The 20,666-nt window shown below is 65.8% G+C and carries 15 protein-coding genes and 1 pseudogene; 8 read left to right on the top strand and 8 right to left on the bottom strand.

Annotated elements, in window-relative coordinates:
• Positions 1–37: 37 nt before the first annotated feature.
• From H3005_RS19070 to H3005_RS19060, 3 genes are all read right to left on the bottom strand, one after another.
• Positions 38–1,390: a sigma-54 dependent transcriptional regulator gene (locus H3005_RS19070; RefSeq protein ID WP_191078782.1), complete on the bottom strand. Its 1,353-nt coding sequence runs from the start codon at positions 1,388–1,390 to the stop codon at positions 38–40.
• 227 nt (positions 1,391–1,617) lie between these two features.
• Entirely contained in the window at positions 1,618–2,394 is a 777-nt protein-coding gene (locus H3005_RS19065) for a C40 family peptidase (RefSeq protein WP_180166291.1), read from the bottom strand.
• Positions 2,395–2,526: 132 nt separating this feature from the next.
• Positions 2,527–3,066, bottom strand: coding sequence for a C40 family peptidase (locus H3005_RS19060; RefSeq protein WP_191078832.1), 540 nt, complete (start codon positions 3,064–3,066; stop codon positions 2,527–2,529).
• Positions 3,067–3,177: 111 nt separating this feature from the next.
• Between H3005_RS19060 and H3005_RS19055 the strand changes: the two genes are divergently transcribed.
• The 7 genes and pseudogenes from H3005_RS19055 to H3005_RS19030 all read left to right on the top strand — a co-directional run bounded on the left by H3005_RS19055 (position 3,178) and on the right by H3005_RS19030 (position 8,987).
• Positions 3,178–3,660, top strand: coding sequence for a peptidylprolyl isomerase (locus H3005_RS19055; protein WP_025876084.1), 483 nt, complete (start codon positions 3,178–3,180; stop codon positions 3,658–3,660).
• A 99-nt stretch (positions 3,661–3,759) separates the two neighbouring features.
• On the top strand, positions 3,760–5,004 hold the full coding sequence (locus H3005_RS19050) for a DUF418 domain-containing protein (protein WP_191078781.1): 1,245 nt from the start codon (positions 3,760–3,762) through the stop codon (positions 5,002–5,004).
• Positions 5,005–5,064: 60 nt separating this feature from the next.
• Positions 5,065–5,210, top strand: a pseudogene (locus H3005_RS21155) (amino acid dehydrogenase); the annotation flags it as partial.
• The gene (gene gorA / locus H3005_RS19045) at positions 5,207–6,565 is read left to right on the top strand and encodes a glutathione-disulfide reductase (protein ID WP_191078780.1); all 1,359 of its coding nucleotides are present in this window, start codon (positions 5,207–5,209) and stop codon (positions 6,563–6,565) included. The pseudogene H3005_RS21155 and the gene gorA, both read left to right, overlap by 4 nt.
• 398 nt (positions 6,566–6,963) lie before the next feature.
• Complete coding sequence (locus tag H3005_RS19040) at positions 6,964–7,884, top strand: DMT family transporter (protein ID WP_191078779.1); 921 nt, start codon at positions 6,964–6,966, stop codon at positions 7,882–7,884.
• Positions 7,881–8,219, top strand: coding sequence for an MGMT family protein (locus tag H3005_RS19035; RefSeq protein WP_191078778.1), 339 nt, complete (start codon positions 7,881–7,883; stop codon positions 8,217–8,219). Before H3005_RS19040 ends, H3005_RS19035 begins: the two co-directional genes overlap by 4 nt.
• A gap of 93 nt (positions 8,220–8,312) precedes the next feature.
• Positions 8,313–8,987: a rhomboid family intramembrane serine protease gene (locus tag H3005_RS19030; protein WP_191078777.1), complete on the top strand. Its 675-nt coding sequence runs from the start codon at positions 8,313–8,315 to the stop codon at positions 8,985–8,987.
• Between the two features lie 177 nt (positions 8,988–9,164).
• Here H3005_RS19030 and H3005_RS19025 read toward each other — a convergent pair whose 3' ends face one another.
• The gene (locus H3005_RS19025; RefSeq protein WP_191078776.1) at positions 9,165–10,751 is read right to left on the bottom strand and encodes an NAD(P)/FAD-dependent oxidoreductase; all 1,587 of its coding nucleotides are present in this window, start codon (positions 10,749–10,751) and stop codon (positions 9,165–9,167) included.
• Positions 10,748–11,230, bottom strand: coding sequence for a VOC family protein (locus H3005_RS19020; RefSeq protein WP_191078775.1), 483 nt, complete (start codon positions 11,228–11,230; stop codon positions 10,748–10,750). The genes H3005_RS19025 and H3005_RS19020 overlap by 4 nt, the downstream gene beginning before the upstream one ends.
• 125 nt (positions 11,231–11,355) lie before the next feature.
• Between H3005_RS19020 and H3005_RS19015 the strand changes: the two genes are divergently transcribed.
• Positions 11,356–13,011, top strand: coding sequence for an SDR family oxidoreductase (locus H3005_RS19015; RefSeq protein WP_191078774.1), 1,656 nt, complete (start codon positions 11,356–11,358; stop codon positions 13,009–13,011).
• Between the two features lie 127 nt (positions 13,012–13,138).
• On the opposite strand, the gene H3005_RS19010 is transcribed toward H3005_RS19015, so the two are convergent.
• The 3 genes from H3005_RS19010 to H3005_RS19000 form a co-directional block, all read right to left on the bottom strand.
• Complete coding sequence (locus H3005_RS19010; RefSeq protein WP_191078773.1) at positions 13,139–15,145, bottom strand: M13 family metallopeptidase; 2,007 nt, start codon at positions 15,143–15,145, stop codon at positions 13,139–13,141.
• A gap of 254 nt (positions 15,146–15,399) precedes the next feature.
• On the bottom strand, positions 15,400–17,505 hold the full coding sequence (locus tag H3005_RS19005) for a M13-type metalloendopeptidase (RefSeq protein ID WP_191078772.1): 2,106 nt from the start codon (positions 17,503–17,505) through the stop codon (positions 15,400–15,402).
• Positions 17,506–17,694: 189 nt separating this feature from the next.
• The gene (locus H3005_RS19000; RefSeq protein ID WP_100553134.1) at positions 17,695–20,556 is read right to left on the bottom strand and encodes a TonB-dependent receptor; all 2,862 of its coding nucleotides are present in this window, start codon (positions 20,554–20,556) and stop codon (positions 17,695–17,697) included.
• Positions 20,557–20,666: the final 110 nt, after the last annotated feature.

Here is a 20,666-nt window from a genome sequence, read left to right as displayed (position 1 = left end):
GGCCGGGCCATGCCCGGCTGCTTCAAGCTGCCAGCGGTCAGCGCTGCGCCGGCAGCTCAAGATGATGCTTGCGGCACAACCGATAGACCGTCACCCGCGAGATCTGCATGTGCCGCGCGCACGCCGACACGTTGTAGCCATGCTGGCGCAGCGCCTGCAGCAGTACATCGCGCTCCACCTGGCCACGCGCATCCTGCAGCAGCGCGCGCCGTGCGGGCGCATCGGGTTCGGCCAGATCCAGGTCGGCCGCGCTGATCAGTTCTCCCTCCGCCACGATCGCCGCCCGCTGTACGCGGTTCAACAGTTCGCGCACGTTGCCCGGCCAGTCGAACCCGCGCATCGCCTGGTGCGCGCCAGAATCGAAGCCACGTGCACGGCCGGCATGACGTTGGCGGAATGCGCGCAGGAAGTGTTCGGCCAGCAACAGGACATCGGCGCCACGTTCGCGCAGCGATGGCATCGGCAGGCGCAGCACATTGAGGCGGTAGTAGAGATCGCGCCGGAAGCGGCCCTGCGCGACCGCGTGTTCCAGCTCGACATGGGTGGCCGCCAGCACGCGCACATCCACCCGCAGTGGCTGGTTGCTGCCCACCCGTTCCAGCGTGCCCTCCTGCAGCACCCGCAGCAGACTGGTCTGTGCATCCGCAGGCAGGTCGCCGACCTCATCGAGGAATACGGTGCCGCCATGGGCTGTTTCGAACAGGCCGATGCGACGTTGGGAAGCGCCGGTGAAAGCGCCACGCTCGTGGCCAAACAGTTCGGACTGCACCAGGTTGGCGGGAATGGCGCCGCAGTTCACCGCCAGGAAGGGCTTTCCCGCACGCCCGGACAGCGCATGCAGTGCCTGCGCGGCCAGCTCCTTGCCGGTGCCGGTCTCGCCCGTCACCAGCACCGGCAGCTCGACCGGGGCGAACTTGTGCAGGGCAGCGCGGACGGCCAGCAGGGGGGCGCTGTTGCCGATCAGTGCGGGAAGACCGCCACCGTTGTGGGTCGCGGCAAGCGGCACGTCGTCGCCGTCGCACTGGCGCTGCATCGCCGACAGGAGATCGGGAAGCTCCAGCGGCAGCGAGAACTGATCCTGGCAGGCCCGCAGCAGCGGCCCCCAGGCCGGTGGAGGACTGCCCAGCCCCGCGGGCAGCACGGCCAACCACGGCAGGTGATGGTGCTTTTCGATCCACGGCAGCAGCAACTGCGCCGCCTCTGCATCCAGATGGCGAAGATCGACGACGGCGACCAGATGATCGCGGCCGCGCAGGCCAATGGCCATGGCAGGCGCAGGGCTGACACAGCGAAGTTGCCAGCCGGCGGCCGCCAGCGCGCCGCGCTCGGCTGCCGGTGGCTGGCCAAACCAGATCACGCAGCGCGATGGAATCTCCAGGCTTGCCGCCATGCCTTCCCCCAGCATCCGGGCAACGCGAGCGGCAGACGGGCCATCTCGGCGTGCCGCCCCACGCCGGGATGCTGCGGCCGCACGTGGGTGGCCGGTTGCGGCCCAACCGGACCGTGACATCAATGACCAACGCAGCATGCGTCGACCAGCGGCCATGCTTTCGGTCAGCCAACAAAAAAGCCGCTGCAGGGCAGCGGCTTGTCAGGTCACGCGTGGACGGCCTCGAATCAGAGATCGACCCGGCGGGCCTGCATGAACTTGTTGCCCCAGTAGCCACTGAGCAGGGTGTCGACGCGGACGTCCTTGCCGGTGCTCGGGGCATGCAGGAAGCGGCCGTCGCCCACATAGATGCCGACGTGGTCGACCCGGCCCTTGCGGCCGAAGAACACCAGATCGCCTGCGGCCAGGGCGGCGCGGTCGTTGATCAGTTCGGCATTGGCGTCATGTGCCATTTCACGCGAGACGCGCGGCAGCTCGATGCCCAGAGCCGAGCGGAACACATAACCGACCAGGCCGCTGCAGTCGAAGCCGCTGTCTGGATTGCTGCCACCCCAACGGTAGGGGGTGCCAAGCAGGGTCATGGCCCGGCGCAGCAGCGACTGCACCTTGCCGTTGTCGGCAGCGTTGCCGACAACGACGCTGCCATTGGCGGCGCTGCTGGTGTCGTAATTGGCGAGCAGGCGGCTGAGGTCACCGGCCACCATGGCCGAGCGGTCCATCAGGGGAATGGTGTCATTGGCGGCCAGATGCGGCAGCAGGGCGGCCAGGGTGGCGCTGGCGGCGGCATCGGCGCGGCTGCGCTGCGGAGCGGTGGCGTCGGCCTTGGCGGCTGCGCGGGGGGCGGTCTCGGCGGTCGAAGCCGGGGTCGCATCGGTACGGGTGGGAGCGGACTGCGACCAGGCCGGAAGGCTGGTCAGACACAATGCCAAGCCCAGCAGAAGCGGGCGGACACTACGCGAAGAAGCGGCGGTCTGGCCTTGGCACGTCGGGTCGTTTGTCGTCACGCGTCGGTCACAAGGAAAAAAACGATGGGGCATCATGCCCTGTAAAAGCGGTAATAAGTTAAAAATTCCGTTAGTAAATCGTTAGTTTCATAGTGATGGTTGTCACAATTTTGAACATATCGCCTGTTCATTTTAGCGAAGGACGCGTTTTGCCCCTGTGTAGTGGTCCTTCCAATAGGGGCCGCTGAGCGAATCCAGGCGGACCGTTCCGCCGGTGCTCGGGGCATGCACGAATCGACCTTCGCCGACGTAGATCCCCACGTGACTGACACTGCCGCGGCTGCCAAAAAAGACCAGGTCGCCGGTTGCCAGGCGCTTCGGGTCGATCTTCGGGCCCTGTACCGCCGCCAGGTCGCGTGAGGTCCGCGGCAGCTTCAGATCCAGCATTTCACGGTAGACGTAGGCGACCAGGCCACTGCAGTCGAAGCCGGATTCAGGCGTGTTGCCGCCATAGCGGTAGGGCGTGCCGACCAGGCTGATGGCGCGCATCAGCACCGAATTGGCGGCCTCGGGGTTGTCCGGTGTGGTACTGGGCCAGCTTGCCGCAGGCGGTGGCGGTGTGGAACGGACGGCCTTGCCGCCGCCACAGGCGGTCAGCAGAAGGGGCAGGGCCAGCAGCAGGGCGGGCGCGAGGAGCCGGCGCGTGCCGGACGAAACTGGCGTGATGTGCATGTTCTCCGGATAATGCGCGACCTTGGATTGGCCGTCATGATGGCGGCGTCCCCGCCGGGCGACAACCCGCCCCAACCCGCCTGCCTCCGGCAGATCCAGACAGAGTTGCGCATGAAGATCGAAAAAGACCGCGTTGTCCGCTTCCACTACACCGTCTCCGAGGCCGGCCAGGAGCCGATCGAATCGTCCAAGGACCGCGGCGAGCCGCTGGCGATCCTGATCGGCCACGGCAACATCATCCCGGGCCTGGAAAACGCCATGATGGACAAGGAAGCCGGCGCGACCTTCGACGTCGACGTCAAGGCGGCCGATGCCTACGGCGAGCGCCGTGATGGCCTGTCCCAGCGCGTGCCGAAGAAGCACTTCGGTACCGCCAAGCTGGTCCCGGGCCAGCAGGTCGTGCTGCAGACCAACTTCGGCCCGCGTGCCGTGACCGTGCAGAAGGTCGGCATGAGCGTGGTCGACGTCGACCTGAACCATCCGATGGCCGGCAAGGACCTGCATTTCGACGTCGAGATCGTCGACGTGCGCGAAGCCGGCAAGGAAGAGCTCGAACACGGCCACGTCCACGGCGACGGCGGTCACCAGCACTGATCGCGCTGCGATCGTGATGGCAGCAACGGCCCGCTTCGGCGGGCCGTTGCGTATGTGGAACAGGGCGGAGCCATCCATGGTTCGCAGGCCGGCGGCATAATGACGGACCTGCACGCCGGATGCCCCGTGAACACCGCTTCCCCTTCCCTGCAACCGGTGGCTTCCGGCGAACGCATCGCCCTGCTGGACATACTGCGCGGGTTTTCCCTGCTGGGCATCCTGCTGATGAACATCGAGGCCCTCAGCGGGCCGCTGGACCTGGCCTTTACCGGCATCGACGCGCATTGGCAGGGCATCGACTACTGGGCCGATGCCTTCGTCTATGTGTTCGTGCAGGGAAAATTCTTCACCCTGTTCTCGCTGTTGTTCGGTGCGGGCTTTGCGGTGATGGCCCAGCGTGCTGAAACGGCGGGTCGCCCGTTCACTCCGTTCTACCTGCGCCGCAGCGCCGGGCTGCTGCTGATCGGCCTGTGCCACGCACTGCTGGTCTGGTCGGGTGACATCCTGGTGCTGTATGCACTGGCCTCGCTGCCGTTGCTGGCCTGCCGCGAAGCACCGCGCAGCTGGCTGCCGTGGATGGGCCTGCTGGTATATGCACTGGGTGTTGCGCTGATGCTGCTGGTCGGCGCAATGGTGTCGATGGCCACCCCACAGGACCTGCAGAAGATGCTGGTCGACGCGCAGCAGGGCATCGACCAGCAACGTCTGGTGTATGGCCAGGGCGACTGGATGCAGGCCAACGTGCAGCGTCTGCATGAGTTCGGCGCGTCGCTGGGCGGCATGTTCATTTCCGGACCCGAAGTGCTGGGCATGTTCCTGCTGGGTGCCTGGTTCGCTGGCAGCGGCGCCTTGACCGCGCCCGAGCGATTCCCCCGGTTGTATGCCGGCCTGCGCTGGGTCGCGCTGCCTCTGGGCCTGCTGGTCACCCTGGCGGGTGTGTTGTGGAAGCCCTATCTGGCTCCGGGTGTCTATGACCTGCCGACCACTGCGGCAATGGCACTGGTGGCCGTGGGTGGCGTGCCGATGTGCCTGGGCTACCTGGCCTGGATCGTGCACTGGCGTGCGCGCATGGGCTGGCTGGCGCCGGTCGGCCGGATGGCGCTGACCCATTACCTTGGCCAATCGGTGGTCTGTACGTTGCTGTTCTATCACTACGGGCTGGAGTGGTTCGACGCAGTGCCGCGTGCCTGGCAGCTGCTGTTCGCATTGCTGCTGTTCGCTGCGCAGGTAATCCTCAGCCATCTGTGGCTGCGCCGTTTCCGCTTCGGCCCGATGGAATGGCTGTGGCGTGCGATGACATACCAGCAGTGGCCGGCAATGCGCGGTAGGGCCGGGCAGGGGTGATCGATGCAGGCCACGCACATCTCTTCCTGCGTGGCTGCGTGCATCGCCACGCGTGTCGCTGCATACCCTCACGTCTGGCCTGCAGCGGGCCATGGCATGCTCGCAGCAGCATGAGCGCCTGCGTCAGCCAGCTGCCCGCCGATCTTCTCTGCGGGCGCACGCCCGCCATCGATCCTGTTCCCTGTCGACCCGAGCGATTCCGATGAACACTCCCTCTTATGACTACGATCTGATCGTCCTTGGCGGCGGTTCCGCTGGCCTGGCCGGCGCCATCCGCGCTGCGCAGCATGGCAAGCGTGTTGCCCTGCTGGAGCCGGGTGAACTGGGCGGCACCTGCGTGAATGTAGGTTGCGTGCCGAAGAAGGCGATGTGGCTGGCGGCCGATCTGGCCGAGCGCATAAGCCTGGCCAGCGCGATGGGCTTCGACGTGGAGGCGCGCCCGGCACTGTCGTGGAAGGAGCTGGTGATCCATCGCCAGGCCTACATCAGCAACATCCACACCAGCTACCACAAGCGCCTGGATGAAACCGGCGTGGTGCGTATTCCGGCCCGTGGCCATCTGCTGGATGCGCATACCGTGGCGTGCAGTGACGGCGTGCGGTACAGCGCCGCGCAGATCCTCATCGCTACCGGGGCGCATCCGCAGCGGCCCGACATTCCCGGCGCCGAACTGGGCCTGGTGTCCGATGACTTCTTCGACCTGCGTGCGGCACCGGCCGAGGTCGCCATCATCGGCGGCGGCTATATCGCGGTGGAACTTGCCGGGCTGTTGCAGGCGCTGGGCAGCAAGGTGAGTCTGCTGGTACGTGGCAGTCGCCTGCTGGAGCGCTTCGACTACGAGCTGACCGCGCAACTGGCCGAGAACCTGCGCCAGCAGGGTGTTCGCATCCACTTCGATTACCGTCTGCGTGAGTTGAAGCGCGACGGCGAGCGCGTGCGCGCTTTCGGCCATGACGGCCCGATCGACAGCGTGTTCGACGCCGTGTTCTTCGCGACCGGCCGGCGCGGCAACAGCAGGGATCTCGGCCTGGAGGCGCTGGGCATCGGCATCGGCGAACACCAGCAGGTGGAGGTGGACGAGTGGCAGACCACGGCGGTGCCGAGCGTGCATGCGGTCGGTGACATCGCAGGCAAGGTCGGCCTGACGCCGGTTGCCGTGGCTGCATCGCGTCGTCTGATGGATCGTCTGTTTGGTGGCCGCCCGGACGCGAAGATGGACTATGACAACGTGGCCAGCGTGGTGTTCTCGCACCCGCCGCTGGGCGCAGTGGGCATGAGCGAGGAAGACGCACGTGCGCGCTTCGAGCAGGTGACGGTGTACCACAGCCGGTTCCGGCCGATGCTGCAGGCACTGGCCAACGGCACCCAGCGCAGCCTGTTCAAGATGGTCTGTGCCGGGCCGGAAGAGCGTGTGGTGGGTGTACACCTGCTGGGTGAAGCGGCCGACGAGATCCTGCAGGGTTTCGCGGTGGCGGTGAAGATGGGGGCGACCAAGGCCCAGTTCGACGACACGGTGGCGATTCACCCGACGTCTGCTGAAGAAGTGGTGTTGATGCGCTGAGCCGACACTCACGGTAATGTCGGCCGCTGGCCGGCAACCTCAACAGCAACAGCCGAAGCAACAGCAACAGCGTGCATTCCGTGGGATGGCGGGGTGGGTCCGGTTGCGGGGTGCGCTGCAAGTACGTCCCTGTAAGCTCGGTCGCGCCATCCATGGCGCTCACGCCCCCGCAACCGGACCCACCCCGCCTTCGACAGATTGCTGCGATCTGTCGGACCGGCGTTCTGTGTTGCTGTTGGTAGGGGTCGACCTTGGTCGACACGTAGATCCACGCCATGCGTGGATCAGGAATTGCAGTGGGCATGAACGGGAATCGGATCGTTCGCCCGGAAGTGCCATGAGACAATTGGAAGCTATCCGGCTCCTTGCAGCCGCCCGTGCGGCCCGTCTTCTTCCTGATGTCTACCTCTTCCACCCGCATTGCCACCACGTCCCCGCGTATCGCCCTGGGCGGCATCGGCCTGGCTGCGATCGGCGCCGTTGCCGCATCGGGCAAGGCCATCATCGTCAAGCTGGGGCTGCGCCATGGCGTGGACGCCACCACGCTGCTGGCGCTGCGCATGCTGATGGCGCTGCCCCTGTTCGCGCTGATGGCGGTGTGGGCGTCGCGGCGTGCGGAGCGATTGTCCTGGGCTGACCGCGCACGCGTGCTGTGGCTCGGCTTCACTGGTTACTACCTGTCCAGCCTGCTGGATTTCCAGGGCCTGCAGTACATCAGCGTGACCCTGGAACGGTTGATCCTGTACTTGAACCCGACCCTGGTGCTGCTGATCAACGCGCTGCTGGCGCGGCAGCGGCCGGGTCGCTGGCAGATCGGTGCGCTGGTGCTCAGCTATCTCGGCGTGCTGATCGCGTTCGGCCATGACCTGCAGCGCGAAGGTGGGCAGATCATTCTCGGCAGCCTGCTGGTGCTGGGCAGCGCGCTCAGCTATGCGCTCTATCTGTTTGGCAGCGGTCAGGTGGTCGCCCGTATCGGCGCGGTGCGTCTGACCGCCTACGCCAGCTGCGTGGCCAGTGTGCTGGTGCTGCTGCATTTCACCATCACCCATCCACTGCCATTGCTGTGGCAGGCCCCCGCCGCGGTGCAGTGGCTGTCGCTGATCAATGCGACGGTCTGCACCGTGCTGCCGGTGCTGGCGATCATGCTGGCGGTGCAGCGCGTCGGCTCGTCGCTGGCCGCGCAGGTGGGTATGCTGGGCCCGGTTTCCACCATCGTGATGAGCCTATGGCTGCTCGACGAACCGATGGGGCCGGCGCAGATCGCCGGCACCGTGCTGGTCCTGCTCGGCGTACTGCTGGTGACGCGGCTGCGCCGATGACGCCGGAGCAGGCGCGTGCGCGCATCCTGGCGGTGATCCATGCGATTCCGCCGGGACAGGTGATGGGCTACGGCCAGGTCGCAATGCGCGCGGGCCTGCCCGGACGCGCCCGGCTGACCGCGCGCATCCTCGGCCAGAATGAGGATCCCACACTGCCCTGGCACCGGGTGCTGCGCTCGGATGGGCGCATCGCCATGGCCGAAGGTTCGGCCGGCTGGCGCGAACAATCGCAGCGGCTGCGTGCGGAGGGTGTCGTCGTGGAAAACGGCCGGGTGCGGATGCCCGCAGTCGACCCGGCGGCGGCGCTGGATGCCGCCGTATGGGGACCGGGTTGATCGCTGCCTGCGACTGAACGGGCGACCGTCCGCTCGGGTCAAAAAGGGCCGGTGCTGCGGCTATGATGGAGGCCGTTCCATGCCGGTGTCCCCATGTTCCCGCGACTGCCAACCGTTACCAAGGCCCTGTTGATCGCCAACGCGATCCTGTTCCTGCTGCAGCAGCCGTTCCTGCTCGGCATGCAGACCTTCGAACCGTTCATGCTGCAGCCGCTGCAGCAGGGCTTCGATGCGTTCTCGCCGGGTAGCAACTTCCAGCCGTGGCAGCTGCTGACCTACGGCTTCCTGCATGGCAGCTTCGGGCATCTGTTCTTCAACATGCTGGCTGTCTTCATGTTCGGCGCGCCGCTGGAACAGACCTGGGGCGAGAAGCGCTTCCTGATCTACTACCTGGTGTGCGTTGTCGGCGCCGGCCTGTGCCAGTTGCTGGTCGGCACGATGCTGGAGAACCCGGCCAGGGTGCTGGGTGCTTCCGGTGGTGTGTTCGGCCTGCTGCTGGCCTACGGCATGCTGTTCCCCAACCAGCGGGTGATGCTGCTGTTCCCGCCGATTCCGATGAAGGCACGTACGTTCGTGATCCTGTTCGGCGTCGGCGAGCTGGTGCTGGGCATGACCGGTTGGCAGCCAGGCGTGGCCCATTTCGCGCACCTGGGCGGCATGCTGTTCGGCTGGCTGCTGATCCGCTACTGGCGTGGCCAACCGCCGTTCAACAAGCGTCGTCCCCCCGGCCCGCCGAAGCGCCCGAATCATCTGCGCAGCGTCAAATGAGCCGCAGGCTCATTTGACGCCGGTAGATGCCAACCTTGGTTGGCACGCTTTGACGCCGGTAGATGCCAACCTTGGTTGGCAATCATCTCTGCCACGTTGTGCCAACCAAGGTTGGCGCCTACCAACAGCGGGCAATGCAGGCGGCGGGTTGTACCCACATCCACGCATGGCGTGGATCTACTGGTCCTGCAGCACCACCTGCGCCGCATTGTGCCCGGGCGCACCGGTCACCCCGCCGCCCGGATGCGTGCCCGCTCCGCACAGGTACAGGCCGGGCAGGGCGCCGCGATAGCCGGCCTGGCCGACCATCGGCCGTGCCGAGAACAGCTGGTTGGCGCTGAGCGCCCCGTGGAAGATGTCGCCGCCGATCAGCCCGAACGTCCGTTCCAGGTCCAACGGTGAAAGCGCCTGTCGACCGAGCACGCTGTCGGCGAAGCCGGGGGCGTAGTGATCGACGGTAGCGATCATCAGGTCGGCGACGGTATCCCGGTGGTCATCCCAGTGACGGCCATCGGGCAGCTCCGGCGCCACGTGCTGGCAGAACAGGCTCGCCACATGCTGGCCGGGTGGCGCCAGCGAGTCGTCCAGCGTGCTCGGAATCAGCATCTCCACGATCGGCTCGCGCGACCAGCCATCGCGGCGTGCATCCAGCCAGGCATGGTCCATGTAATCCAGGCTGGGCGCCATGATGATGCCGGCACTGAGGTGGTCGCCGGGGCCGGGCAGGGCGCGGAAATCCGGCAGCCGCGACAGCGCCACGTTCATCCGGAACGTGCCCGAGCCGCAGCGCCAGTTCGCCATGCGTTCGCGGGTGGTGGCGGGAACCTGCGCAGGCTGCAGCAGCTGTTCGTACAGCAGCTTCGGATTGACGTTGGCCACCACCGCACGTGCGCGCAGGCTCTCACCGCCGGACAACGCGACGCCGACCACGCGTCCGTCTTCAACCAACAGGCGCTGCACGCCGGCATCGACACGCAGCTCAGCACCGGCCGCACGCGCGGATGCGGCGATGGCCTGGCTGATCGCACCCATGCCACCGATGGCGTGGCCCCAGGCACCCTTGACCCCGTTGCACTGGCCGAACACGTGATGCAGCAGCACGTAGGCGCTGCCGGGCGTGTAGGGACTGGCGTAGTTGCCGACAATGCCATCGAACCCGAACAGCGCCTTGATCGGCTCGCTCTCGAACCAGCGGTCCAGGTACTCGGCGGCCGACAGCGTGAACAGATCCAGCAGTTCCTGCCGCAATGCAGGATCGAGTGCGGCCAGCTCACGCCCCAGCCGGCCCATCTGCCACAGCGCGGGCAGCGCGCGCCAGCCAGCTGTCACCCCGAGGTCGGGCGGCGGACGCAGCGCCCAGTCGCGCAGCACGTCGGCAAATACTTCCAGGCGCGCTTCATAGGCGGGCAGCGCCTGCGCATCGCGCTCGGAAAATTTCGCCACTTCCGCCTGGGTGCGGCCCGGTGCAGACAGCAGGTAGCGACCATCGGGCAATGGCAGGAAGTTGTTGGCCGGCCGCGCGACGATGCGCAGCCCGTGCGCATGCAGCTGCAGTTCCTCGATCACCTTAGGCTGCAGCAGCGACACCGTGTACGAGGCCACCGAGTTGCGGAAGCCGGGATGGAACTCTTCGGTGACCGCCGCACCGCCGAGTACACCGCGGCGCTCCAGCACCAGCACTCGTTGCCCCGCGCGCGCCAGGTACGCCGCACACACCAGCCCGTTGTGGCCGCCGCCAACGATGATCGTGTCCCACGTCGTCATGCGTTGCGGATCGCCGCGTCGATGGTGGCGATGTCGATCTTCTTCATCGGCATCATCGCGTTGAAGGCGCGCTTGGCCAGGGCCTTGTCCTTGCTGGTCACCGCTTCGATCAGCATGCGTGGGCTGATCTGCCAGGAGATGCCCCAGCGATCCTTGCACCAGCCGCATTGGCTCTCCTGGCCACCGTTGCCGACGATGGCATTCCACAGACGATCGGTCTCGGCCTGGTCCTCGGTGGAAATCTGGAACGAGAACGCTTCGCTGTGCTTGAAGGTCGGGCCGCCATTGAGGCCGACACAGGGGACACCGCAGACCGTGAACTCGACGGTGAGGACGTCACCCTGCTTGCCGTCGGGGAAGTCGCCTGGCGCGTGATGCACGGCGGTTACTTGACTGTCGGGAAAGGTCTTTGCGTAGAACGAGGCAGCCTCGAGCGCACCGCTGTCGTACCAGACGCAGATCGTGTTCTTGTGAGCCATGGCGGGGCTCCGCAGTGGACGAAGGCGCAGCGATAGCATGGGTCGTGTTAATGCCGGATCGTGCTGCACTGCGGGAGCTGGCGGCGTCGCGCTACCATGGCTGGACGACACGACAGGGACGATGCGTGAAGATCCTGATTCTGGGTGGATATGGGGTGTTCGGGGGGCGTCTGGTCCGCTTGCTGGCGGACCTGCCGATGCTGGAACTGCTGATCGGTGGCCGCAACCTGGCGGCGGCGCAGGTCTTCTGCACCGGCTATGTGGGGCAATCGACACTGCGCCCGCTGCAGGTCGACCGGCAACAGTTGGCCACGGCCCTGCAGGCCGAGCGACCGGACCTCGTGGTGGATGCCTCCGGTCCTTTCCAGGACTACGGCGAACATCGCTACACGGCGATCGAAGCCTGCATCGCTGCCGGCATTGATTATCTGGACTTCGCCGACGCGGCGGACTTCGTATTCGGCGTTTCGCAGTACGACGAGCAGGCCAGGGCGGCCGGCATCTACGTGCTGTCCGGCGTCAGCAGCTTCCCGGTACTGACCGCCGCGGTGCTGCGCGAGATGGCCACGCACATGGATATCGTCAGCGTGGAAGGTGGCATCGCGCCATCGCCGTATGCCGGCATTGGCCTGAATGTGATGCGTGCGGTTGTCGGCTATGCCGGTTCGCCGGTGAAGCTGCGCCGCAATGGTCGCGATGGGCACGGCATCGGCCTCGCCGAGAGTCGCCGCTTCACCGTCGCGGTGCCGGGGCGGCTGCCGCTGCGCAACCTGCATTTCTCGCTGGTGGATGTGCCTGATCTGCAGGTGCTGCCACCCGAACATCCGACGATGACCGACATCTGGATGGGAGCTGGCCCGGTGCCGGAAATCCTGCATCGCGTGCTGAACCTGCTGGCCAAGGCGCGCCTGCACCTGAAACTACCGTCGCTGGAGCCGTGCGCGCGGTTGTTCTACACCGTACTGAACCTGATGAAGTTCGGTGAACATCGCGGCGGCATGATCGTACGCGCGGTGGGCACCCGCGATGGTGCGCGCGTCGAACAGAGCTGGCACCTGCTGGCCGAGGCCGATGACGGTCCGTACATTCCGTCGATGGCGATCGAGGCGGTAATCCGCAAGCAGCTGGCCGGTGATCGGCCGACGCCCGGGGCGCGCGCGGCCACGCATGCACTGGAGTTGAGCGACTATGACCGCCTGTTTGAAGGCCGCACCATCCACACCGGTTTCCGCCGGGACATGCCGGGTGCCAGCCTGTACCAGCGCGTGCTTGGCAGCGCATACGCGCAACTGCCGGCCAGCGTGCAGGCGCTGCACGCACCGTCTGCAGCCAAGTGCTGGAGCGGCACGGCATCGGTCGAGCGTGGTCGCGGGCTGCTGTCGCGGTTGCTGGGGAAGGTGTTCGGCTTTCCCGCGGCGGGCGCGCGTGTGCCGGTCAGTGTGGAGTTCACCCCGGAGGCCGGCGGTGAGCGCTGGACGCGGACCTTTGCCGGCCGTCGTTTCTCTTCGTTGCAGACGCAGGGGCAGGGGCGCAACGAAGCGCTGCTGGTCGAGCGCTTCGGCGTGATCTCGGTAGCGTTGGCGCTGCTGGTCGATAACGGGCGGCTGCAACTGGTGCCACGACGCTGGTCGCTGTTGGGCATGCCGTTGCCGCAATGGCTGCTGCCGGGGGAAAACAGTTTCGAGAGTGATGAGGACGGATGCTTTGTCTTCGACGTGGAGATCGGCGCGCCAGTGGTGGGGCGGATCGTGCATTACCGCGGAACGTTGAGGCCGGGTTGATGCCCATCCACGCCTGGCGTGGATCCACCCCAGGCAACGGCAGTAGATCCACGCCATGCGTGGATGGCCAGAACCACGAAAAAGGGCGCCCGAAGGCGCCCTTTCCGTTACGGCTATCGCATCAACCTCAGCGCCAGACCTTGATCTGCTCGGCGTCGGTACGCTGCATCGGCTGGCCCGGCTTGCAGCTGAAGCTGGCGCCGAACGCCGGCAGGTTCGACAGCGGGCCGTTGGTGCGCCAGCGGCCCGGTGCACGGATGTCGGCGGTCAGGCGGCGTGCGGCCTCGTTCGGCGACAGCTGCTGCGGCCACAGCGCGGCCCAGGCGCGGAAGAAGCCCTGCTGCTGTGCCGGCTTGGCCTTCGGCTCCTGCGCGGTGTAGGCGGCCCAGGCCAGTTCCAGACCGGCGATGTCGGCCAGGTTCTCTTCCTGGGTCAGCGTGCCGTTGACCTTGGCCCCCTTCACGCCGGGGAACTCGTAGGCGCCGTACTGGGTAGCGACACGGCTGCCGAGCAGGGTCCAGGCGGTCTTGTCGGCCGGGGTCCACCAGCTGCGCAGTTCGCCCTTGGCATCAACCAGTGCACCCTTGGCGTCGATCGCGCGGGTCAGCTCGTGGCCGACCAGGCCACCGAAGCTGCCGAACTTGTCGGCGGCATCGGCCTTGGCGTTGAACACCGGGCCCTGCAGGATCGCGGCGGTGACGATCAGCCGGTTCTGCGCAAGGTCATAGGCCAGCGACGGCTGCTGCGGCAGCACGTCCCAGCGGCGGTCGGCGTTGCCCTTGCCGATGCGCTTCATTTCCTCGCGGTGGCGCCAGGTGGAAGCGATCAGCATGTTGCCGCCGAACGAACCACGGCCCATCGGCTGCACGCTGTAATCCAGGTCACGCAGCGGGGTGCCGATCTCGATCTTCAGCGCGGCCAGCTTGGCCTGCGCTTCGGTCTTGGCCTCGGCGCTCATCCAGCTGTTGTTCTTGACCGCCTCGATCTGCACTTCGCGTACCTTGTCGACGATCCACGCCGCCTGGCGACGGTCTTCGGCGGACAGGTAACGCGCAGCGTATTCGCGGCCGACCATCGGGCCAGCGGCCACGTTGATTGCGTCCAGCACGCTTTCCCAGCGCTGCGGCGGCAGGGTCTCACCACGCAGCACGCGGCCACGGAACTCGAATTCCGCATCGCGGTACGCCTTGGACAGGTACGGCGCCATCGAGTCACCCACGCGCCAGCGCAGGTAGGCCTTCCACTGGTCCGGCTTGAGCTTGGTGACCATGCCGTCGAGCTGCTTGAACAGCGCCGGATCGGCCAGCGAGACCAGGTCATCGTTGACGCCCTGCGCCTTCAGGAACGCATCCAGCTGCAGGTTGCGATAGCGGCTGTTGAGATCCTTGGTGGAGATCGGCGCGTAGTTGTTGAACGGGTTGTTGATGCCCGCCAGCGACTGCGCGTTGCGGGCCAGTTCGGTTTCCAGCGCGATCACCGCCTGCGACTCGGCGTCCAGCTTGGCCGCCGGGGTGCCGGTCAGTGCCAGGATCTGCTTGACGTAGTTGCGGTAGCGGCCCATCAACGCAACGGTGTCGGCGTCGGTGCGGGTATAGAAGGCCGGATCAGGCAGGCCCATGCCGCCCTGCATGAAGTAACCGATGTGGCGGTCCAGTGCCTTCAGGTCCACGTCCGGACCGAAGTTGAAGGCCACCGGGATGCCGACCTGGTGCAGCGCGGCGATCGAGGCGGGAATGTCCTTGGCCTTCTTGATCGCGTTGATGCGGGTCAGCAGCGGCGCGATCGGGTTGGAACCGTCGGCCTCCACTGCAGCTTCGTCCAGGCCGCTGGCCCAGAAGTCGCCCAGCAGCTTCTGCACGTTGCCCTGCGGCGCCTTCATCGAGGCGTCCAGCAGTTCACGCTGCTGCTGCCGGCTGCGGTCGACCAGCTGGCCCAATGCGGTGGCGGCACCGGTCTGCGGCACCGGGTTGGCCTTCAGCCAGCCTGCATTGGTGGCGTCGTAGAAATCGCTGCACTGCGCACTGACTGCCGGGGCGCGTGCGGCCTTCTTCTTGGCGGCGAACGCATCGTGGGTCGGAACCAGGGTCGCCAGGCTGATGCCCAGGGCGATGGCAAGCGGACGGAAGTTGGGCATGTAGAACGAATCCGTGATGGATTGAGGGCGGGCGAACTATAGCAAGCCGGGCATGGGCGCGGCATGCACGCATCACGGTGCATCCGCCGGGCATGGCCCGGCGCTACCGGGTGGGTGGCATGGGCACGGGATGCACGCGTCACGGTGGCTACTTTGTGCCATGCGCCGACCAAGGTCGGCCTCTACCCGCGCGAAAAAACAAAGGCCCGGGAAATCCCGGGCCTCTGCAGGCAAACCGTGGCCTCAGCCATGGCTTACCAGATCACCACCTGCGAGTCGCCGGTGCGCGACATCGGCGTACCCGGCTTGCACTGGAAGGCCGCGGTGAAGGTCGGCAGGTTCGACGGCGCACCGATGGCGCGGAACTGCGCCGGCGCGTGCGGGTCGGTTGCCAGGCGGACCTTGGCGTTCTCCGGGGTGTACTTGGTGCGCCACACGGTAGCCCAGTTGAAGAAGAAGCGCTGATCGCGGGTGAAGCCATCGATCTTCGCGTCTTCCTTGCCGGCCGACGCCTTCTGCAGTGCGTCGTAGGCGGTGGCCAGGCCACCCAGGTCGGCGATGTTCTCGCCCAGGGTCAGATGGCCGTTCACGGCCTGGCCGTCAACCTTGTACTGGTCGAACTGCTTGACCAGCTTGCCGGTCAGGCCAGCGAAGTTCTTCGAATCGCCTTCGGTCCACCAGTTTTCGAAGTTGCCGGTCGGCCCGAAGCGGCTGCCCTGGTCGTCGTAACCGTGGGTCATTTCGTGGCCGATGACCGCACCGATGCCGCCGTAGTTCAGCGCGTCGTCGGCCTTGGCATCGAAGAACGGCGGCTGCAGGATGGCGGCCGGGAACACGATCTCGTTCTGCAGCGGGTTGTAGTAGGCATTGACCGTCTGCGGGGTCATGCCCCACTCGGTCTTGTCCACCGGCTTGCCGATCTTGGCCAGGTTGTACTGGTAGTTGAACGCGGTGGCCGCGCGCACGTTGCCAAGGTAGCTGTCACGGTTGGTCTGCAGGCCCGACCAGTCACGCCACTTGTCCGGGTAACCGATCTTCGGAGTGAAGGTTTCCCACTTGGCGATGGCCTTGGCCTTGGTCTCTTCGCTCATCCAGGACAGGCCCTGGATGCGTTCCTTCAGCGAGGCGGCCAGGTTCTTCACCAGCTCTTCCATCTTCGCCTTGGCTTCCGGCGAGAAGGCGACCTTCACGTACAGCTGGCCGAAGGCTTCGCCGGCGTCGCTCTCGATGGTGCCCAGCACGCGCTTCCAGCGCGGCTTCTGTTCCTTCTGGCCATTGAGGGTCTTGCCGTAGAACTCGTAGCTTTCCTGCACGAAGGCATCAGCCAGGTACGGCGAGGCACTGTCCACGGTGTGGAAGCGCAGGTAGGCGCGCCACACCGACGGATCGGTGTCGCCCAGCGCCTTGCTCACTTCCTGGTGGAAGGCCGGGATGGCCAGCGAGAACTTCTCCGGCGCGGCCACGTTCTGCGACTTGAAGAACTCGGTCCAGCTGAAGTTCGGGGTCAGCGCATCGGCCTCGGCCAGGCTGACCGGGTGGTAGTACAGCGAGACATCGCGCGACAGCTCGACGCTGGACTTGGATGCCTTGGCCAGGCGGGTCTCGAACTTGACGACTTCTTCAGCCTGCTTGGCAGCATCGGCAGCGGCGACGCCGGACAGTTCCAGCACCTTGGCCACGTGGGCCTGGTAGGCCTTCAGCTTGTCTGCCTTGGACGCGTCGGTATAGAAGGTCTTGTCCGGCAGGCCCAGGCCGCCCTGGCTGGCGTAGGCCATGTTCACGGCCGAGTTCTTGAAGTCGGCTTCGGCGCCGAAGCCGAACAGCACGTTCTCGCCCTTGGCGGCGCTGGTGCGCAGGTAGTTGGCGATGGCGGCCTTGTCCTGCAGGCCATCGATCGCAGCCAGGTCGGCCTTCAGCGGCTCGATGCCCTGGGCGTTGACCTTGGCTTCGTCCATGCCGGTGGCCCACAGGTCGCCGACGATCTTCTCGATGCCGGCCGGGTTCTTGACCTGCGCGACCTGCTCGGCCAGCTGGTGCTGCACGGCCACCGAACGCTCGTCGAGGATGGTGAAGGCGCCCCAGCTGGTGCGGTCGCCCGGAATCTCGTTGGCGGCCAGCCACTTGCCGTTGACGTAGTCGCCGAAGGCGGTGCAGGCGTCAAGGTTGCTGTCCAGATCGCTGGCCTGGAAGGCGTTGTAGGCCGGCAGCTTGCTCTCGTCGAGCTTGTAGGTGGTGGCGGCGTCGGCCGCGGCCGGCGTGGAGGCGGTGGCATCCTTTGCCGGGGTTTCGTTCTTGCCGCAGCCGACCAGCGCGGCCGAAACGGCCAGGGTCAGCAGCACGATCTTGGGAGTACGGGTCACTTGAATGGCCTCCAGGCCGAGTGAGTCAGGGAAGGGCCGTGGTGACGGCCGTGGGCCGAACGATACGCCGCCGGCCCGCACTGCAAGGGTGTCGAAGGTCATGGCCGGGCGCAAGGGCCTTGCCGGCACCGGAAAAAGACAGACCCGGCAAAAGCCGGGTCTGTCGGGGGTACTGCATTTGTTGCTGGATCAGAACTTGTACTTCAGACGCACGAACGGGGTGCGGCCGTAGTAGTCGTACTGGGTGGCGAACGGGTGGGTGTTGCCGTAGCGCGAGGAGTACACGCTGCTGGAGATCAGCGGCGGCTTGGCATCGAACACGTTCGAGACGCCCACCAGGATCTGCCAATCGGCCTGCTCGTAGCTCACCGAGGCGGTGTGGTACCAGCGGCTGCCAGCGGTGATGTCACGGTACGAATTCGGACGACCCTGATAGGTGAAGGTCTCCGACAGGTCCGGGTCCTGGGTCGACGCGATGTACTGGGTCATCCAGTTGTAGGTCCAGTCGCCGCGCTCCAGGCTCAGGCCCAGGTTGCCGACCAGGTCCGGGCGACCGAAATCACCCAGCTGATCGGACGAGGACAGGCCGCTGGCAGCTGCGCTGTCGAACAGCTCGGCGGTGTCTTCAACGGTATAGGTGACCTGCGAATCCAGCGAGAACTTGCCGAAGCTGAACTCGTGTTCCCAGTTCAGGGTCAGATCCCAACCGCGGGTACGCTGGCGGTTGATGTTCAAGTACTGCGCGTACACCTCGGTGACCATGTTCGCGTTGGCACCCGAATTCGGGTTACGACGCATCAGGTCGCAGTACCGGTTCGGATAGGTGTTCGACTCGTAGCAGCCTTCCAGGATGGAGGCTGCACTCAGCGCGGTGATCTGGTCGCTGACTTCGTAGTCGAAGTAGTCGATCGCAATGCTCAGGTCAGCAAATTCCGGGGTGAACACCAGGCCGAGGCTGCGTGCACGCGAGGTTTCCGGCTTCAGGTCGCCGCCAGCGCCGCCGCGGGTGAAGACGGTGGCGCTGCTGTTGCCCGCAGCGGTGTAGTCGCCCGGAATACCGGCAGCGGCGCAGTTGGCAGCTGCGTTGCTGTTGTTGCCTTCGGCCCAGCGGATGCAGGGATCGATGGCGGTCTGCGCCTGGAAGCCGGTCTGGTTGCCCAGATACAGCTCGTACAGGCCCGGTGCACGGTAGGAGGTGCCGATGGTGCCGCGCAGACGCAGCGACGGGATGATCTGCCAGTTGACGCCGAACTTCCACACCTTGTCCGAGCCGGACACGGTGTCGTACTTGAAGACACGGCCCGAGCCATTCAGCGACAGCGACTCGATGCCCGGAACACCCTTGATGACCGGCACGTCCAGTTCGACGAAGGCTTCCTTCACTTTCTCATCGCCCTTGGTGCGACCCGCGGTGGTCGAACCCCAGATGTCGGCGAAATCGGCGCCCGGCTGGTCGTCGATCTTGTAGTTGCGGTACTCGACACCGACGGCGGTGGCCACGGCACCGGCCGGCAGATCGAACAGCTCACCACTGAACACGGCGTTGACCGTGGTCTGATCGTAGGTGGTCTTGCCCTTGGCCCAGACGCCGAGGATCGAGACCAGCTCGTCGACCTTCGAGCCATTCAGATAGCCAGGATCGAAGTAGTTCGCCGCTGCAGTGCCGGAACCCGGACGGCCGATGTCGCCGCTGATCGAGTTGCGGATGCCGAGGTTGCTGTACTTGCCACTGGAGTGGCTGTAGTTGGCGTTGACTTCCCAGCCCCAGGTGCTGCTGCCGAAGCCGCCATCGAACTTGTTGGCGAAGTAGTAGTAGTCAACTTCGGTCTCCGAAGCGGACTTGAACGGCAGCACCGGCTGGGCGCGGGTGGTGGTGCCCGGGATCAGCACGGTCGGGAAGAACTGGCGCCAGGCGAAGTTGTCCGTGGTGCGGTTGTTGTACAGGAACTGGGTCTTCCAGTTGAACGAGTCAAAGCCGAAGTCAGTGGCAAAGTAGACCGTCTTGCGCTCTTGGCGGTTGATGATCTGGCTCTGACCATAGGCCGGGAAGTTGTACGGCTCCTGATAGGTCGCCAGCGGATTGCCGTTGGCATAGGTCTGGTTGGCGCGCGGACGATAGCCCGGGAACGGACCGACCGTGCTGCCATCAGTGCTGGGCACGTAGCGGGTAGTGCCGACGTCGATGACGTTGTGCAGCATGTTCTGGCAGTTGGCCAGATTGGTGCCGGCCAGGATCGAACGGTCAACGCGGTCGATGCGGTTGCCCTTGTCGTCCCATACGATGTCTTCAGAGCACTTGAAGAAATCGCGGTCGCCGCGGGTCAGTTCGTTCTGGCGATACCATTCCACGGCGGCAACGATGCTGCCGTTGTCGAAGTTCCAGCCGTTGGCCAGCGATGCGGAGAACACTTCGCCGCCGCCCTCGGTCGGAACGCGACCGCTGATGGTCAGTTCTGGACGTTCGAAATTCTTCTTGGTGATCAGGTTGACCACGCCGGCCACGGCGTCGGAGCCATAGATCGAGGACGAACCGTCCTTCACGATCTCGGCGCGCTGCAGGACAGCGGTGGGCAGCACGTTCAGGTCGAATGCGCCGACCGCGCCGCGGGTGCCGGCCGGGCCGGGACGCTGGCCGTCCAGCAGGATCAGCGTGCGGTTCGCGCCCAGGCCACGCAGCGAGAAGGTCTGTACGCCGGTACCACCGTTGGTGGTGAAACCGCCGAACTGATTGGTGATCTGCGTTTCGGCGGCGCCGATCGCCGACTTCTGCAGGAATTCACTGACGCTGGTCTGGCCCTGGGCGGCATTGCGCTCGGTGTCGATGGTGAACACCGGCGAGGTGGTCTCGTAGTCCGCCCGACGGATCAGGGAGCCGGTGACCGTGACCTTGTCAAGGTCAGTTGCCTTCTTGTCAGACTTCGAAGCACTTGACGCCGCTGCTTCCTCGCGGGTGGATTCCTGGGCCAGCACCGGAGCTGCCTGCAGGCAGGCAAGCACTGCCAGGGCGAGCGGCAGGCGGCTGGGCGTAATAAGGCGGTTGGTCTTGCGCATTGTGTCGGATCCCCACTTGTTATGCTTCGGTTAACGGAGTGTATGCACAGCGTAAATTAAATGCAACATGAATACCCTCGTTGTGTAACTCACTGTTGCTAAGGGGAAAT

Source organism: Stenotrophomonas sp. Br8 (genome assembly GCF_014763005.1).
Lineage (GTDB): Bacteria > Pseudomonadota > Gammaproteobacteria > Xanthomonadales > Xanthomonadaceae > Stenotrophomonas > Stenotrophomonas lactitubi.
Note: the sequence above shows the minus strand (reverse complement) of the source record. Positions and strands in the feature narration are given on the sequence as shown.